Source organism: Pseudomonas sp. NPDC089534, from assembly GCF_044749305.1.
GTDB classification, from domain to species: domain Bacteria; phylum Pseudomonadota; class Gammaproteobacteria; order Pseudomonadales; family Pseudomonadaceae; genus Aquipseudomonas; species Aquipseudomonas ekonensis.
The window spans coordinates 1-15,166 of record NZ_JBIVHR010000112.1; the positions used below are offsets into that span (position 1 = coordinate 1).

General features: G+C 63.6%; 17 protein-coding genes and 2 tRNA genes. 10 read left to right on the forward strand and 9 right to left on the reverse strand.

The features are described 5' to 3' along the window. From ybgF to ACIP0B_RS24755, 6 genes are all read left to right on the forward strand, one after another. The coding region (gene ybgF, locus ACIP0B_RS24730) for a tol-pal system protein YbgF (protein WP_400836895.1) at positions 1–778 on the forward strand (778 nt) is incomplete at its 5' end. A gap of 163 nt (positions 779–941) precedes the next feature. Then, entirely contained in the window at positions 942–1,589 is a 648-nt protein-coding gene (gene queE, locus ACIP0B_RS24735; RefSeq protein ID WP_400836898.1) for a 7-carboxy-7-deazaguanine synthase QueE, read from the forward strand. 1 nt (position 1,590) lies between these two features. Further along, a complete protein-coding gene (queC, locus tag ACIP0B_RS24740) occupies positions 1,591–2,283 on the forward strand; it encodes a 7-cyano-7-deazaguanine synthase QueC (RefSeq protein ID WP_085629538.1) in 693 nt (230 codons plus the stop codon). A 63-nt stretch (positions 2,284–2,346) separates the two neighbouring features. Continuing rightward, positions 2,347–2,422 (forward strand) — tRNA-Lys (locus tag ACIP0B_RS24745). A 93-nt stretch (positions 2,423–2,515) separates the two neighbouring features. After that, positions 2,516–2,592: transfer RNA gene (locus tag ACIP0B_RS24750), tRNA-Pro, on the forward strand. Positions 2,593–2,761: 169 nt separating this feature from the next. Beyond that, positions 2,762–4,387: a methyl-accepting chemotaxis protein gene (locus tag ACIP0B_RS24755; protein ID WP_400836902.1), complete on the forward strand. Its 1,626-nt coding sequence runs from the start codon at positions 2,762–2,764 to the stop codon at positions 4,385–4,387. Between the two features lie 73 nt (positions 4,388–4,460). Here the strand turns inward: ACIP0B_RS24755 and ACIP0B_RS24760 are convergent, their stop codons facing one another. The 4 genes from ACIP0B_RS24760 to ACIP0B_RS24775 all read right to left on the reverse strand — a co-directional run bounded on the left by ACIP0B_RS24760 (position 4,461) and on the right by ACIP0B_RS24775 (position 7,563). Beyond that, on the reverse strand, positions 4,461–4,868 hold the full coding sequence (locus tag ACIP0B_RS24760; protein WP_400836904.1) for an EF-hand domain-containing protein: 408 nt from the start codon (positions 4,866–4,868) through the stop codon (positions 4,461–4,463). Between the two features lie 389 nt (positions 4,869–5,257). Beyond that, positions 5,258–6,556, reverse strand: coding sequence for an NAD(P)/FAD-dependent oxidoreductase (locus ACIP0B_RS24765; RefSeq protein WP_085584222.1), 1,299 nt, complete (start codon positions 6,554–6,556; stop codon positions 5,258–5,260). Between the two features lie 63 nt (positions 6,557–6,619). Beyond that, positions 6,620–6,793 carry a DUF3094 family protein gene (locus ACIP0B_RS24770; protein WP_400836908.1) on the reverse strand — a complete coding sequence of 58 codons (174 nt, stop codon included), beginning with the start codon at positions 6,791–6,793 and terminating at the stop codon, positions 6,620–6,622. 143 nt (positions 6,794–6,936) lie between these two features. Continuing rightward, a complete protein-coding gene (locus ACIP0B_RS24775) occupies positions 6,937–7,563 on the reverse strand; it encodes a DUF1780 domain-containing protein (protein WP_007959580.1) in 627 nt (208 codons plus the stop codon). A 224-nt stretch (positions 7,564–7,787) separates the two neighbouring features. Between ACIP0B_RS24775 and ACIP0B_RS24780 the strand changes: the two genes are divergently transcribed. Together ACIP0B_RS24780 and ACIP0B_RS24785 are read left to right on the forward strand one after the other, a co-directional pair. Beyond that, positions 7,788–8,477 (forward strand): energy-coupling factor ABC transporter permease, encoded by a 690-nt coding sequence (locus ACIP0B_RS24780; protein ID WP_400836911.1) that lies wholly within the window; start codon positions 7,788–7,790, stop codon positions 8,475–8,477. A 65-nt stretch (positions 8,478–8,542) separates the two neighbouring features. Next, positions 8,543–8,758, forward strand: a complete 216-nt coding sequence (locus tag ACIP0B_RS24785; RefSeq protein ID WP_400836914.1) for a hypothetical protein — start codon at positions 8,543–8,545, stop codon at positions 8,756–8,758. A gap of 7 nt (positions 8,759–8,765) precedes the next feature. Here the strand turns inward: ACIP0B_RS24785 and yacG are convergent, their stop codons facing one another. The 5 genes from yacG to pilB are packed head-to-tail and all read right to left on the reverse strand — an operon-like array spanning position 8,766 to position 13,377. Further along, positions 8,766–8,966, reverse strand: coding sequence for a DNA gyrase inhibitor YacG (yacG, locus tag ACIP0B_RS24790; RefSeq protein WP_085584230.1), 201 nt, complete (start codon positions 8,964–8,966; stop codon positions 8,766–8,768). Further along, positions 8,963–9,586 carry a dephospho-CoA kinase gene (coaE, locus tag ACIP0B_RS24795; protein WP_400836917.1) on the reverse strand — a complete coding sequence of 208 codons (624 nt, stop codon included), beginning with the start codon at positions 9,584–9,586 and terminating at the stop codon, positions 8,963–8,965. The genes yacG and coaE overlap by 4 nt, the downstream gene beginning before the upstream one ends. Further along, the gene (locus ACIP0B_RS24800; RefSeq protein ID WP_400836920.1) at positions 9,583–10,455 is read right to left on the reverse strand and encodes a prepilin peptidase; all 873 of its coding nucleotides are present in this window, start codon (positions 10,453–10,455) and stop codon (positions 9,583–9,585) included. The genes coaE and ACIP0B_RS24800 overlap by 4 nt, the downstream gene beginning before the upstream one ends. A gap of 1 nt (position 10,456) precedes the next feature. Beyond that, positions 10,457–11,674 (reverse strand): type II secretion system F family protein, encoded by a 1,218-nt coding sequence (locus ACIP0B_RS24805; RefSeq protein WP_400836923.1) that lies wholly within the window; start codon positions 11,672–11,674, stop codon positions 10,457–10,459. Between the two features lie 2 nt (positions 11,675–11,676). Next, a complete protein-coding gene (pilB, locus tag ACIP0B_RS24810; RefSeq protein ID WP_400836926.1) occupies positions 11,677–13,377 on the reverse strand; it encodes a type IV-A pilus assembly ATPase PilB in 1,701 nt (566 codons plus the stop codon). Between the two features lie 227 nt (positions 13,378–13,604). Between pilB and ACIP0B_RS24815 the strand changes: the two genes are divergently transcribed. Together ACIP0B_RS24815 and ACIP0B_RS24820 are read left to right on the forward strand one after the other, a co-directional pair. Then, positions 13,605–14,024, forward strand: coding sequence for a pilin (locus tag ACIP0B_RS24815; protein WP_400836929.1), 420 nt, complete (start codon positions 13,605–13,607; stop codon positions 14,022–14,024). A 291-nt stretch (positions 14,025–14,315) separates the two neighbouring features. Beyond that, a complete protein-coding gene (locus ACIP0B_RS24820) occupies positions 14,316–14,672 on the forward strand; it encodes a BON domain-containing protein (protein ID WP_217890554.1) in 357 nt (118 codons plus the stop codon). The last annotated feature ends 494 nt before the right edge of the window (positions 14,673–15,166 follow it).

Below are 15,166 nucleotides of genomic sequence, written 5' to 3' on the forward strand. Positions count from 1 at the left end.
ACGAAGTGATCAGCGGCAACCCCAGCCAACTGCGCGGCTACACCGAGGTGGCGGGAGCAGTTATCCGCCTGCGGGTTACGGTACGAACGGCGCCTATGCCGGGGGAGCGGCTACGGCCCCTGCCTCGGCACAAGGCATGCTGTTCAACCAACTGCAACAGATGCAGGATCAGATTTCGCGCCAGCAAGGCGTGATCGAAGAACTGCAGAATCAGGTTGCGCGCATGAAGCAGGAATCCCTGGAGCGATACCAGGATCTTGATCGGCGCATAGGATCCGGCGGTGCACCTGCCGCGACTCCTGAGAATTCTTCTGCCGGTGGCGATGCAAGTGCCGCCGCCGGTGCTGCCGCAGGTGCCGGGGCTGCTGCCCAGGCACCTGCCGCGAGCAGCGAACCGGGTGATCCGGCCAAGGAAAAGCTGTATTACGATGCCGCTTTCGACCTGATCAAGGCCAAGGACTTCGACAAGGCCAGCCAGGCCTTCGCCGCGTTCCTGCGCAAGTACCCGAACAGCCAATACGCGGGCAACGCCCAGTACTGGCTGGGTGAAGTGAACCTGGCGAAGGGCGACCTGCAAGGCGCAGGTCAGGCGTTCGCCAAGGTTTCGCAGCTGTACCCCAAGCACGCCAAGGTGCCGGACTCGCTGTACAAGCTGGCTGACGTGGAACGCCGCCTGGGTCACACCGACAAGGTCAAAGGCATTCTGCAGCAGGTGGTTGCCCAGTATCCGGGCACTTCCGCCGCCCAGTTGGCCCAGCGTGACCTGCAGCGGATGTAAGGCTGCTCCCGTTTAGAAGAAACCCGCGCCTGTCGCGGGTTTTTTCGTTAGAATTCACGCCCTTTTCATGAAACACGCTTCTGGTGATCTACGCGTTGGCGGGGTGGCCTGAAGTGCCTGACGGAGGCGGACAGCCTGTTTAGCTGTTACGCCCGTGGCGACTATGCAAGACACATTGAGAATCACCGAAGTTTTCTACTCGTTGCAGGGGGAAACGCGGACTGCCGGGCTGCCCACGGTTTTCGTGCGCCTGACCGGATGCCCGTTGCGTTGCCAATACTGCGACAGCGCCTACGCCTTCAGCGGCGGCACCCTGCGCACCCTAGACGATATCCTCGAACAAGTGGCCGGCTTCCGTCCGCGCTACGTGTGCGTCACGGGCGGTGAGCCCCTGGCGCAGCCCAACGCCATTCCTTTGCTCAAGCAGCTATGCGACGCCGGTTACGAGGTTTCGCTGGAAACCAGCGGCGCCCTCGACATTTCGGCCGTCGATCCGCGGGTCAGCCGGGTGCTGGACCTGAAGACGCCGGGCTCGAAAGAGGCCCACCGCAACCGCTACGAAAACATCGAACTGCTGACGTCCAACGACCAGGTGAAGTTCGTCATCTGTTCGCGGGAGGACTACGACTGGGCGGTCTCCAAGCTGATCCAGCACGGCCTCGACCGCCGTGCCGGCGAAGTGCTGTTTTCCCCCAGCCACCATGACCTGAACGCACGGGACCTGGCGGACTGGATCGTGGCGGACAACCTGCCGGTTCGCCTGCAGCTGCAGTTGCACAAATATCTTTGGAACGACGAGCCGGGGCGCTGAGATGACTGAACAACTGAACACCACTGAAAAACGCGCGGTCATCCTGCTGTCGGGTGGCCTGGATTCCGCGACCGTCGTGGCGATGGCTCGTGCAGAGGGCTATAGCTGCTACACCATGAGCTTCGACTACGGTCAGCGCTCCCACGCCGAATTGCATGCTGCCGCTCGGGTGGCTCGTGATCTGGGCGTGATTGAGCATAAGGTGATCGGTCTGAACCTGAACGGCATGGGCGGTTCGGCCCTGACCGACAGCAGCATCGACATTCCGGAGGAGCTGGGCGAAGGCATTCCGGTGACTTACGTGCCGGCGCGCAACACCGTGTTCCTGTCGTTGGCATTGGGTTGGGCGGAAGTGCTCGGGGCTCGCGACATTTTCATCGGCGTCAACGCGGTGGACTATTCCGGTTACCCGGACTGCCGCCCCGAGTTCATCGAATCGTTCGAGCGCATGGCCAATCTGGCCACCAAAGCTGGCGTGGAAGGTAACGGATTCCGCATCCAGGCACCGCTGCAGAACCTAAGCAAGGCACAGATCGTTCAGGCCGGTGTGAAGCTGGGCGTGAATTACGGGCTGACCGTTTCTTGCTATCAGGCTGACGATGAAGGCCGTGCGTGCGGCAAGTGCGACAGCTGCCGACTGCGCGCAGACGGCTTCGCAGCGGCCGGAATCAGCGATCCAACCCCTTATTTTTGATTTTTTTCAAATTAGGTGTTGAATAGTCCTTAAAAATCAGTATTATACGCGCCACAACGAAGCGGGTCGTTAGCTCAGTTGGTAGAGCAGTTGGCTTTTAACCAATTGGTCGTAGGTTCGAATCCTACACGACCCACCATTTTTGAAACCAGTTCGCTGGAATTGAATCTTAAGATCAGACGCCAAAAGCTCTGTTCGCAGAAGGCGCCTTTGAAAGGTGCCTTTTTTTTACCGGGGTATAGCGCAGTCCGGTAGCGCGCCTGCTTTGGGAGCAGGATGTCAGGAGTTCGAATCCCCTTACCCCGACCATACAAAGAAATCCCCGCATCGAAAGATGCGGGGATTTTTTTTGCCCGCCGGAAACGCAATTTCATTCAAGTCATCGTACAACTTGCCGATAGCCCGCTAGCAAAAGGGGGCAGGCCGCCGTGCCGTTCGCCCCCCGATCCTGGCCAATACAAGAAAAAGGGCGTTCGTCATGTTGCTTCGTCAGTTGAACATTGCTCCCCGTGCCGCACTGGGTTTCGCTGTGATCGCGGTTTTGGTGGCGCTGCTCGGGGTGTTTTCGCTGGGACAGATGTCGAGCATCCGCGACAGCGAGGTCGCGGTGGAAACCCAGTGGTTACCCAGCATCCGCGGCGGTGACGAGATCCGCGAGATCATGCTGCGCATCCGCACCATCTCCTTGCGCATGGCGCTGGATCCGGATCCGAAGAACGTCGCCGCCTACCGCAGCCAGATGGACACCCGCGACAAGGAACTGAGCGAGAAAATCGCCGCCTACGACAGGCTGGTGGTCACCCCTGAGGGCCAGCAGTTGTACGACCAGTTCAAGAAAACCTTCGCCGCGTACCGCACCGGCATCGCCCAGTCCTTCGTCCTCGCCGAACAAGGCAAGCGCGATGAGCTGACCAAACTGCTGCTGGTCGACATGAAGACCGTGGTCGACGGCTCTGGCAAGCAGCTCAGCGACCTGGCGGACCTGTTCACCCGGCAGGTCGCCGCCGAGAGCCAGAACTCCGCCGCGCACTACGAGACCTCGCGCACCATCGTCAGCCTGTTCATCGTGCTGGCGGCGCTGGCGACCGTGGCGCTGGCGATGCTGCTGACCCGCAGCATCGTCCGCCCGCTGACCCGTGCGGTGGAGGCCGCAGAAAGCGTGGCCGGCGGCGATCTCACCCGTCCGATCGAAACCCTCGGCAACGACGAGGTCAGCCGCCTGCTCAAGGCGCTGGCGACCATGCAGCAGAACCTGCGCGAAACCCTGCAGGGCATCAGCGGCTCGGCCACGCAACTGGCCACCGCGGCCGATGAGCTGAATGCCGTCACCCTCGACAGCACCCAGGGGCTGCAGCAGCAGAGCAACGAAATCGAACAGGCGGCGACGGCGGTCAACGAGATGACCACGGCGGTGGAGGAGGTCGCGCGCAATGCCGTGTCCACCTCCGACGCCACACGCCAGTCCAGCGAATCGGCGCACCTGGGGCAGGAGCGCGTCGGCGAGACCGCCGAAGCCATCAATGCCCTGGCCAGTGAAGTGCAGCACACCGGCGAACTGGTGCAATCCCTGGCCGATCAGTCCCAGGACATCGGCAAGGTGCTGGATGTGATCCGGGCGATCGCCGAGCAGACCAACCTGCTGGCGCTAAACGCCGCCATCGAGGCGGCGCGGGCGGGCGAGAGCGGGCGGGGTTTTGCGGTGGTGGCCGACGAGGTGCGGGCGCTGGCCTACCGCACCCAGCAGTCGACCCAGGAAATCGAACAGATGGTGCAAGGCATGCGCAGCGGATCGAGCCTGGCGCTGGAATCGATGCAGGCCAGCGCCTCCCGGGCCGCCACGACGCTGGTGCTGGCCGAACGGGCGGGCGAGGCGCTGCAGACCATCACGGCCTCGGTGCACGAGATTCACGAGCGCAACCTGGTGATCGCCAGCGCCGCCGAAGAGCAGGCGCAAGTGGCGCGGGAAGTGGACCGCAACCTGGTGAACATCCGCGACCTGTCGGTGCGCTCGGCGGCCGGGGCCGACCAGACCAGCGCTTCCAGCCATGAGCTGTCGCAATTGGCCAATGCCTTGCAGGGCATGGTGCAGCGCTTCCGCCTCTGACTTCTGCGGGCACGAAAAAGCCGCGCTTCTCGCCGGAGAATGCGCGGCTGTGTGTCGGATGTCAGGCGGGCAATCAGGCGCCGTCTTGATCCTTCAGGTGTTCGAACAGGCCTTTGGGCATTTTCTTGCCGTTGGCTTCGAAGTTGGCTTTGACGTTGTTGTACGCCTCCTGCTCGTCGATGAAGCCGTCATGGTTGGTGTCGATCTTGTCGAAGTCGGACTTCGGCGCGACCTTCAGGAACTCGGCGCGGGACACCTTGCCGTCGCCATCGGTGTCGGTCTTGGCCATCGAGGCATCGCCGCATTTGCCTTCGCCGCATTTGCCTTCCGGCGTCTTCACCGAGGTTTCGGCGGAGGCGACCATGTAGCCCTGGGTCAGCGGCTGGGCGGCGAACACCGAGCCGGACAGCATCAGGCCACCGGCCAGCACGGCGCCGACCAGGCCAATGGAGTTCTTGCCGATTTTCGAGGTACGGGACATTGCATTCTCCTACGGTTGCTCAGTGCAACCACGCGTTAAGGGCATTTGCCGGCGCGGGTGCGCTCGGGTGTGGCCATTAGGCGGCGCCGATGTATCGCGACTGTGTCGCGGGGCGGGGCGTTTGTAAGCGAAGGCGGGAAATGCGGGGGCGGGATACAGTGAGAAACAGAGGTTCGGGCGCGGGTCGGACAATGAGGGTTTGATCCAGACCAACGTCGGCTTCACCGACGCCATCGCCAGCAGGCTGGCTCCCACAGGGTTGGGTGGGTGAATTCAGGGTCTGCGGCCACAGCGTGGGAGCCAGCTTGCTGGCGATGGCGTCGGTCCAGGCGAGATCAATTCGTCTGGATCACCGCATCGCCAGCAGGCTCGCGCCTACAGCTGCTGCATCAATGCAGCTTCAGGCGCGGCTCGGTGCCCCGGCCGATCTTGCTGCCCAGCATCAGCATCGCCGTGCGGAACGGCCCGTACAGCGCCATCTGGTGCATGCGGTACAGCGACACGTAGAACATCCGCGCCAGCCAGCCCTCCAGCATCACGGTGCCGGTCAGGTTGCCCATCAGGTTGCCCACCGCCGAGAAGCGCGACAGGGAAATCAGCGAGCCGTAGTCGGTGTACTTGTACTCCGGCAGGGCCTTGCCTTCGATCCGCAGCTTCAGCGACTTGGCCAGCAACGACGCTTGCTGGTGCGCGGCCTGGGCGCGGGGCGGCACGTTGCGGTCCGTGCCCGGTTGCGGGCAGGCGGCGCAGTCGCCGAAGGCGAAGATGTTCTCGTCGCGGGTGGTCTGCAGCGTCGGCAGCACCTGCAGCTGGTTGATGCGGTTGGTCTCCAGGCCGTCGATGTCCTTGAGGAAGCCCGGCGCGCGGATCCCGGCGGCCCAGACCTTGAGGCTGGCCTTGATCTGGCTGCCGTCGGCGGTGATCAGGCTGTCGGCGGTGACTTCGCTGACCGACGCGTTGGTCATCACGTTGACCCCGAGCTTTTCCAGGGTCTTGTGCACCGGACCGCTGATCCGCTCCGGCAGGGCCGGCAATACCCGCGGGCCGGCTTCGATCAGGGTGATGTGCATGTTTTCCGGCTTGATCCGGTCAAGGCCGTAGGCCGCCAGTTCATGGGCGGCGTTGTGCAGTTCGGCCGCCAGTTCGACGCCGGTGGCGCCGGCGCCGACGATGGCTACGCTGATCTGCTCGTCGCTTTCGTTCTGGCCGGCATGGGCGCGCAGGTAGTGGTTGAGCAGTTGCTGGTGGAAGCGTTCGGCCTGTTTGCGGGTGTCGAGGAACAGGCAGTGCTGCGCCGCGCCCTGGGTGCCGAAGTCGTTGGTGGTGCTGCCGACGGCGATCACCAGCGAGTCGTAGGGCACTTCACGGGCGGGCACCAGTTCGATGCCGTTTTCGTCGTAGGTGGCGGCCAGCTGGATTTTCTTCGCGGCACGGTCGAGCCCGCTCATGCGCCCGAGCTGGAACTCGAAGTGGTTCCATTTCGCCTGGGCGACATAGTTGAGTTCGTCTTCGGAGGAGTTCAGCGATCCGGCGGCCACTTCGTGCAGCAGCGGTTTCCAGATGTGGGTCAGGTTGGCGTCGACCAGCATGACGCTGGCGGTGCCGCGCTTGCCCAGGGTCTTACCCAGACGGGTAGCCAACTCCAGGCCGCCGGCGCCGCCGCCGACAATGACAATACGATGGGACATGGGAACAACTCGCAAGGCTAAAGGAAATCGTTGTCGTAGTTACCCGAGCGAGCGCAAGGCAGCTCATAGCGTCAGGTAACTGATGAGTCGGCTCAACAGGCCGAGGCCGACGGTCACCGCCACCACCAGCACCAGGAACATCCACGGCCGGAAGGGCCGGCGCTCGACACGGTGCTGGGACAGTTGCAGGTACTCTTCGACATGCTTCTGGTCATCGGGGTTCAGGCGGCTGGTCATGTGAGGCCTCGTCAGGGATAGACGTTGCTGAATGCGCAGACGTTACAGCGGTTTGCCTGCGCGCGTTGAACGGCGCAGGTCATCCGGGCGAATGATTGCGCTTTTTTAACATCCGACCGCTGTTTGCGCCATCCTGCCAAGGGCTAAAGGCTGATGCCGACGTCGAACACGATGCTGCGCCCCAGGTTGCCGCGCAGGAAGTCCGGTGCGTCCGGGTGGGCGAACAGCACCCGGGCGAAGGTCGGCCCGACCAGCGAGAGCGAGCGCCAGCCCTGACGCAGGTACTCGGTCGGCGGCGGAAAGTGGCTGTTCAGGTCCAGCACTTCGCGCTTGAGGCTGGCGAAGGCGATGATGTCCAGCTCCCCCAGATCCATCCCGCGTTCCTTGTAGTTGTGGGCCTTCTTGCGCAGGGTCGGAGCCAGGCGCAGGAGGAACTCGTTGGCCGGGATCCGCCGCGGCTTGGCTTCGCGGCGCACCAGTTGGCTCAAGGAAAACGCGCTGCGCCGGCGTTGCAGTTCGTCGCGCCATTCGTCGTTGAGCCGGCGGCCTTCGTCGAGCACGAAGAACACCTCGAAATTGGCGTCGCGGAACAATACATCCGGCGGCTCCCCGGCGGGGGCGAACTCGTCGGCCCGATAGGGAATGTTCAGGCCTTGCAGCAGGCGCTGGCAGACCCAACGCTCACGCTCCCATTTGCGGGCATTGGACAGGAAGGCGTTGGCTTGCTCGGCCGCGATGGTCAGCAGGCGCAGGTAGTCTGAGTCATCCATAGGCCCAAGCTTAGCGTTCAAATGCGACAGGCAGATAGATTTGCGTCGGTTCGTCCTCGGTAGGCGCGAGCATGCTCGGCGGATTCATCGGCAGAGGCCTCATCGCCAGCAGGCTGGCTCCCACAGGGTTTGCGGCGCGCTCAGGCCTTGCGTTGAGCAGCGTTGCGGGGGTGTAGACTGCCACAGCTGCCGCCAGGGAATTTGTCGCAAGGGATGAGGGAATCATGATCGGTGCCGAACTGCTGTCTTCCACGAGCCTGACCCTGGGCTGGCTGATCTATCTGCCGGTCCTGCTGTGGGCGGTCTGGAGCGCCTCGTGGGTCGAGCTGTTCAGCGACAGCCGGCGCCAGCACTTGCTGTTCGGCACGGTGTTCGCGCTGTTCCTGCTGTGGCTGGTGCGCAGGGATTTCGACACCGGCGTGTCCTACCACTTCATCGGCATGACGGCGGTGACGCTGCTGCTGGATTGGCCCCTGGCGGTCGTCGGCGGGGTGGTGGCGCAGGCCGGGCTGGTGCTGCTCGGGCGCCAGGACATGGCGGCGGTGGGGGTCAACGGGACGTTGCTGATCCTGCTGCCGGTGCTCGTCACCGAAGGCGTGGCGAGCCTGGTCGAGCGCGCCCAGCCGCGCAACCCGTTCGTGTACATCTTCTGTTCCGGTTTCTTCGCCGCTGCGCTGGCGGCGCTGCTGTGCCTGACGGCGAGCCTGGCGCTGCTGTGGTACGACGGCCTGTTCGCCCTGCCGGAATGGCTGGAGGACTTCATCGGCTACCTGTGGCTGCTCATCTTTCCCGAGGCGTTCATCAACGGCATGGTGATTAGCGCGCTGGTGGTGTTCTGCCCGGAGTGGCTGGAGACCTTCAACCGCACCCGCTACCTTTCGGCGCCCTGGAAGGACGACGACCCCAAGTCTTGATCCACATCAAACCCAGCGCCCGCCGTGCCTTCATGCTCGTTCGAATTCCTTCAGGAGCGATCGGCATGAGCGTTTACGAGTGGGCGAGGCAGGAGTTGCGTCAGAGTCTGGACATGGCGCAGGAGGTGGGGTTCGATCCGGGGCTGAGCCTGCGGGCCTTGCTCAGTGCGGTGGTGCAGCAGAGCAAGGCGGTGCGCAACGCCGAAGACCTGGCCGACGAGCTGCGCTTTCTGGCGGAAAACCTCGACGACGGTCAGGACTACGGTTTCATGCGGCCCTGACGGCGGGTCAGTGGCGCGGATCGAAATCGCCGGAGAACAGCTCATCCTCGGCGTCCGGGGCGACCGGAATCTTGTGCTCCTCCGAGGCCCAGGCGCCGAGGTCGATCAGTTTGCAGCGGTCCGAGCAGAACGGCCGGTTGACGTTGCCGGCCACCCATTCCACAGGGGCGCCGCAGGTCGGGCAGTTGACGGTTGGGGTCTGGCTCATGACTGGCCTCCGGATAAAGTCAGGTAAAAGTGATGCAGGCGCTCGACCTCGCTGTGCAGCCAGGCGAGGTCGCGGTCGTTGACCACCACATCGTCGGCATGGCTCACGCGGTCTTCGCGGCTGGACTGGGCCTTGAGGATCGCCTGGACCTGCTCCTCGCTGGTCTGGTCGCGTTGCAGGGTACGGGCGATCTGCAGGTCTTGCGGGGCGTCGATCACCAGGATCCTGCGGGTCATCGCATATTGCCCCGACTCGATCAGCAGCGGCGAGACCAGGATCGCATAAGGCGACTGCGCCAGCGCCAGGTGATGGGCGATTTCCTCGGCGATCAGCGGATGCAGCAGCGCTTCGAGCCAGCGGCGCTCTTCGGGCACCTCGAAGATCAGTTTGCGCAGGGCCGCGCGGTTCAGCGTGCCGTCCGCCTGCAGCACGCCGGGGCCGAAGTGTTCGGCGATCGTCGCCAGCGCCGGGCGCCCCGGCTCGACCACCCAGCGCGCCGCGTGGTCGGCGTCCACCACGTGGATGCCGAGGTCGATGAAGTGTTGGGCGGCCGCGCTCTTGCCGCTGCCGATGCCGCCGGTCAGGCCGAGAATCCAGGGTTTTTCCACAGGGGTATTCATTTCAAACCGACAAACTGCCAATAGAAGGCGGTCATTTGACCACCCCAGAGCATGGCAATCCAGCCGGCAATCGCCAGATACGGCCCGAACGGGATCGGCGTCGACGCGTCGCGGTCGCGCAGCCGCAGCAGAATGATGCCGATGACCGCGCCCACCAGCGACGACAGCAGGATGGTCAGCGGCAGGATCTGCCAGCCGCCCCAGGCGCCCAGCATCGCCAGCAGCTTGAAGTCGCCGTGGCCGATGCCGTCCTTGCCGGTGAGCAGCTTGAACAGCCAGAACACCGACCACAGCGCCAGGTAACCGGCCACCGCTCCCCACAGCGCATCGTGCAGCGTCGCGAACACGCCGAAGCTGTTGGCGATCAGGCCCAGCCACAGCAACGGCAGCACCAGCACGTCGGGCAACAGTTGGTGCTCGGTGTCGATCAGGCTCATCGCCAGCAGGCCCCAGGTCAGGACGGTCAGCAGGCACGCGGGCCAGCCGAACCCCAGGTGCCAGGCGATGAAGGCCGAGAGCAGGCCGCAGGCCAGCTCCGTCAGCGGATAGCGCTTGCCGATGGGCGCGGCGCAGGCTGAGCAGCGTCCGCGCAGCCACAGGTAGCTGAGCACGGGAATGTTCTCCCAGGCCCGGATGCGGTGGGCGCAATGCGGGCACTGCGAAGGCGGCAGCATCAGGTTGTAGGTGGGCGGCGGCGTTTCCTCGGGCATCCCCAGAATGTCCTGGGCCTGCTGGCGCCATTCGCGCTCGAGCATTCTCGGCAGGCGCCAGACCAGCACGTTGAGGAAGCTGCCGACCACCAGGCCCAGCAGCAGGGCGGTGAAGACAAACGCCAGCGGATAAAGGGCAAACAGTTCGTCGAAGGGCATGTCAGATCGCTGAGCCGAGTTGGAAGATCGGCAGGTACATGGCCACGACCAGACCGCCGACGATCACCCCGAGCACCACCATGATGAACGGCTCCATCAGGCTGGTGAGGTTGTCGACCATGTTATCCACTTCGTCCTCGTAAAACCCGGCGACCTTGTCGAGCATCTCGTCGAGGGCGCCGGACTCCTCGCCGATGGCGGTCATCTGCACCGCCATGTTGGGGAACACGCCGGTGGTGCGCATCGAGAAGTTCAGCTGCATGCCGGTGGACACGTCCTGGCGGATGCGCAGCACCGCGTTCTTGAACACCACGTTGCCGGTGGCGCCGGCCACCGAGTCCAGCGCCTCGACCAGCGGCACGCCGGCGGCGAATGTGGTCGACAGGGTGCGGGCGAACCGCGCCACGGCGGACTTGTACATCAGCGTGCCCACCAGCGGCAGCTTCAGCAGCCAGGCGTCCCGGCGGTCGCGCAGGGCCTGGGAGCGCTTCAGCGCATGGCGGGTGCCGAAGAACGCGGCGACCAGTGCGCCGAGGATCGCCCACCACCATTGCTGCATGAACTCCGAGAGGCCGATCACCATCAGGGTGAAGGCCGGCAGCTCGGCGCCGAACCCGGAGAACACCGACTGGAACTGCGGCACCACCTTGACCAGCAGGATCCCGGTGACCACCGCCGCCACCAGCACCACGGCGGCGGGGTAGGTCATGGCTTTCTTGATCTTGGCCTTGAGGCTTTCGCTCTTTTCCTTGTAGGTGGCGACCCGTTCGAGCAGGGTGTCGAGGGCCCCGGACTGCTCGCCGGCATCCACCAGGTTGCAATAGAGCTCATCGAAATGCTGCGGTTTCTTGCGCAGGGCGGCGGCGAAGCTGTTGCCGGCGGCGACTTCCTGTTTCACCTCGTCCACCAGTTTGCGCATGGCCGGGTTCTCGAAGCCCTCGCCGATGATGTCGAAGGACTGCAGGAGCGGCACGCCGGCCTTCATCATGGTCGCCATCTGGCGGGTGAACAGCGCGATATCCTGGGCCTTGATGCGCTGGGCGAAGCTGAGCAGCGAGGCGGATTTCTTGCGCACCTTGCCGGGGTTGATCCCTTGCTTGCGCAATTGCGCCTTGACCAGCGCCGGGTTCTGCCCGCTCAACTCGCCGGTGACCTTGCCGCCTTTCTTGTCCGTGCCTTCCCAGGCGTACACGCTGATTTTCGCTGCCTTGACCGCCATGTTCAGTCCTTGGTGACCCGGTTGATTTCCTCAAGGCTGGTGATGCCTTGCATGGCCTTGATCAGGCCGGAGGTGCGCAGGTCGTCGAAGCCGTCCCGGCGCATCTGCGTGTCGATCTCCAGCGAGTTGCCCTCGGCCATGATCAGCCGCTGCAGTTCGGCGGTGTTCTTCACCACTTCATAGATGCCCACCCGCCCCTTGTAGCCGCCGTTGCAGTGATCGCATCCGGCGGGTTCATAGAGGGTGAAATGGCCGATGCGTTCCTCGGGGAAGCCTTCCTTGAGCAGGGTTTCACGGGGGATCTCGGCGGGGCGCCGGCAATGGCCGCACAGCTTGCGCGCCAGGCGCTGGGCGATGATCAGGCTGACCGACGTGGCGATGTTGAAGCCGGGAACGCCCATGTTGCGCAGGCGGGTCAACGTCTCGGCGGCGCTGTTGGTGTGCAGGGTGGAGAGCACCAGGTGCCCGGTCTGCGCGGCCTTGATGGCGATTTCCGCGGTTTCGAGGTCGCGGATCTCGCCGACCATGATCACGTCCGGGTCCTGGCGCAGGAAGGAGCGCAGGGCCTGGGCGAAATCCATCCCCTGTTTCGGGTTGACGTTGACCTGGTTGATGCCTTCCATGTTGATCTCCACCGGGTCTTCGGCGGTGGAGATGTTGATGTCGACGGTGTTGAGGATGTTCAGCCCCGTGTACAGCGACACGGTCTTGCCCGAGCCGGTGGGGCCGGTGACCAGGATCATGCCCTGGGGCTGCTTGAGGGCTGCCATGTACAGGTCTTTCTGCTCCGGCTCGTAGCCGAGGGCGTCGATGCCGATCTGCGCGCTGGAGGGGTCGAGGATCCGCATCACCACCTTTTCGCCCCAGAGGGTGGGCAGGGTGTTGACCCGGAAATCGATCGACTTGCTCTTGGACAGGCGCATCTTGATCCGGCCGTCCTGGGGCTTGCGGCGTTCGGAGATGTCGAGGCTGGCCATCACCTTCAGGCGCGCGGCGATCCGGCCGGCCAGCTGGATCGGCGGGCGGGCGGCTTCACGCAGGATGCCGTCGGTGCGCATCCGCACCCGGTAGTTCTTCTCGTAGGGCTCGAAATGCAGGTCGGACGAGCCGCTCTTGATCGCATCCAGCAGCATCTTGTGGACGAAGCGCACCACGGGGGCGTCGTCGGCGTCGAGCCCGCCGATGGCGTCGTGGCGGTCGTCATCGACGGATTCGACATCCAGGCCGTCGAGGTCGACGTCGGCCATTTCCTCAAGGCCGGTGGCGTGGGTGTCGAAGAACTTTTCGATCGCGTCGGTGAGCTTGTCGTCCTCCACCAGGATGGCTTCGGTGTTCAGCCCGGTGCTGAACTGGATGTCGTTGATCGCCTGGTGGTTGCTCGGGTCGGAGATCCCCACGAACAGCTTGTTGCCGCGTCGCCACAGGGGCAGCGCATGGTGCTGGCGCACCAGTTTTTCGCTGACCAGGCCTTTGGGCTGGGTTTCCCTGTCCAGGCAATTGAGGTCGAGGTACGCGACACCGAAATGCTCCGAGGCGATTTCGGCGATCTGCCAGCTCTTCACCAGTTTGTTCTGCACCAGGTAGCTGACCAGCGACAGGCGGCTGCGCTGGGCCTGCTGCCAGGCTTGCTGGGCACTTTTTTCCGTCAGCAGTTCGGCCTGCACCAATTGCTTGGCCAGACCGCTCAGAGCGATGTCATTCATGGGAATCCCGGACACAGACAGTTCATGACTTATAGCCTAGACAAGTGACAGCGCCAAACACGCGGGGTGCAGGTGACAAAAAGTGTCAGATAGTGCGGTTCAAGGATGTAGGAAGCCCTGTGCGCTGGGCACCCATGCCCAGCGAACAGGGCTTGCGAAGGTTTGGCACGGGCTGTGCTGAGCCCTGTTCAGATCATGAGATTCCGACTCATGCAAGGAGCGTGTCTATGAATAAACAACAAGGTTTCACTCTGATCGAGCTGCTGATCGTCGTGGCGATCATCGGCATCCTGGCGACCGTCGCGCTGCCGCAATACTCCAAGTACCAGGCACGCTCGAAGGTGACGGCGGGTCTGGCCGAGATCAGCGCCATGAAGGTGCCGTTCGAGGACACCATCAATCAAGGCACCGACCCGACGCTGACGCTGGTGGCCGGCAGCGCCACGGCGACCACTTCCAATTGCGGCACGCTGGCGGCCTCGGGCACCGCCTCGACCGGGGCAGGCACCATCACCTGCACGCTGGCCAACGCGCCGGGCCCGGTGCTGGGCAAGACCATCACCCTGACCCGCACCGCCGCCACCGGCTGGAGCTGCGCGACCACGGCGGCACAGGACTACGCGCCGAAAGGCTGCACCGGGACCTGATGGTTGCGATGCGTCACCCGAATGCCCCGCCTTGCGGGGCATTCTGTTTTCCGGGCATCGAAAAAGCCTGAATTTTTCAGTGCCTTAGGAACTTTTCAGAAATCCGCAAGTTGCATGCAGAACGGATCGCGGTCATGCAAATTGCATGATTCCGTCGCATCAATGCATTTATAACTTATTGATTTTTAACGATTTATTTTTTGATGGAAATTGGCACAGCGTTCGCAACATCTCCAGTACCCTGCTGACAAGAAGCGCAGCAGACTTTCCAGAAGAACAGGAGTTACTCGTATGAAGAAGTTCGCTATCACTGCCGCTGCTGCTACCGCGCTGACTCTGACCATGGCCACCGGCGCATTCGCCCAGTCCACCCAGACCGCTCAGGCGCCCATGACGCTGGCAGCCGGCGAAATGACCAAGGCCAAGGAAGCCACTTCCGATACCTGGATCACCACCAAGGTCAAAGCTGACCTGGTCACCGAAAAAGGCATTCCGGGCACCGACATCAAAGTCGAAACCAACAAAGGCGTGGTGTCCCTGTCGTCGACCGTCGCCGTGACCGATTCGCAGAAAGAGATGGCGGTCGCCATCGCCAAGAAAATCAAAGGCGTCAAGGCGGTTTCCGCCGACGGCCTGAAAGCCGAGTAAGGCAAGGCTTCTCGCCTGGACGGGAGAAGGCGCGACAGGCGGGCCGTGCAATACGTCTGCCGCACTTGAAGTTCATGCGAACGGCCACAGGGAGTGGCCACTGCGGGCCCCGGCTGATTGCCGGGGCCCGTTTCGTTTTGGGTCAACGCATAGCCGCATGTCTTGATTACCGCATCGCCAGCAGGCTGGCTCCCACAGGGTTCAGCAGCGGCCGCAGATTCTGTGTGCACCGCAAAAGCCTGCGGGAGCTGGTTTGCCAGCGATGAGGCCAGCACTGCGGCATCGGTGTTGCCTGACCCGCCGCCATCGCCGGCAAGCCGGCTCCCTCAGGGTTCGGCAGCGGCCGCAGATTCTGTGTGCACCGCAAAAGCCTGTGGGAGCTGGCTTGCCAGCGATGAGGCCAGCACTGCGGCATCGGTGTTGCCTGATCCGCCGCCATCGCCAGCAGGCTGGCTCCCACAGGGTTCAGCAGCGGCCGCAGATTCTGTGTGCAC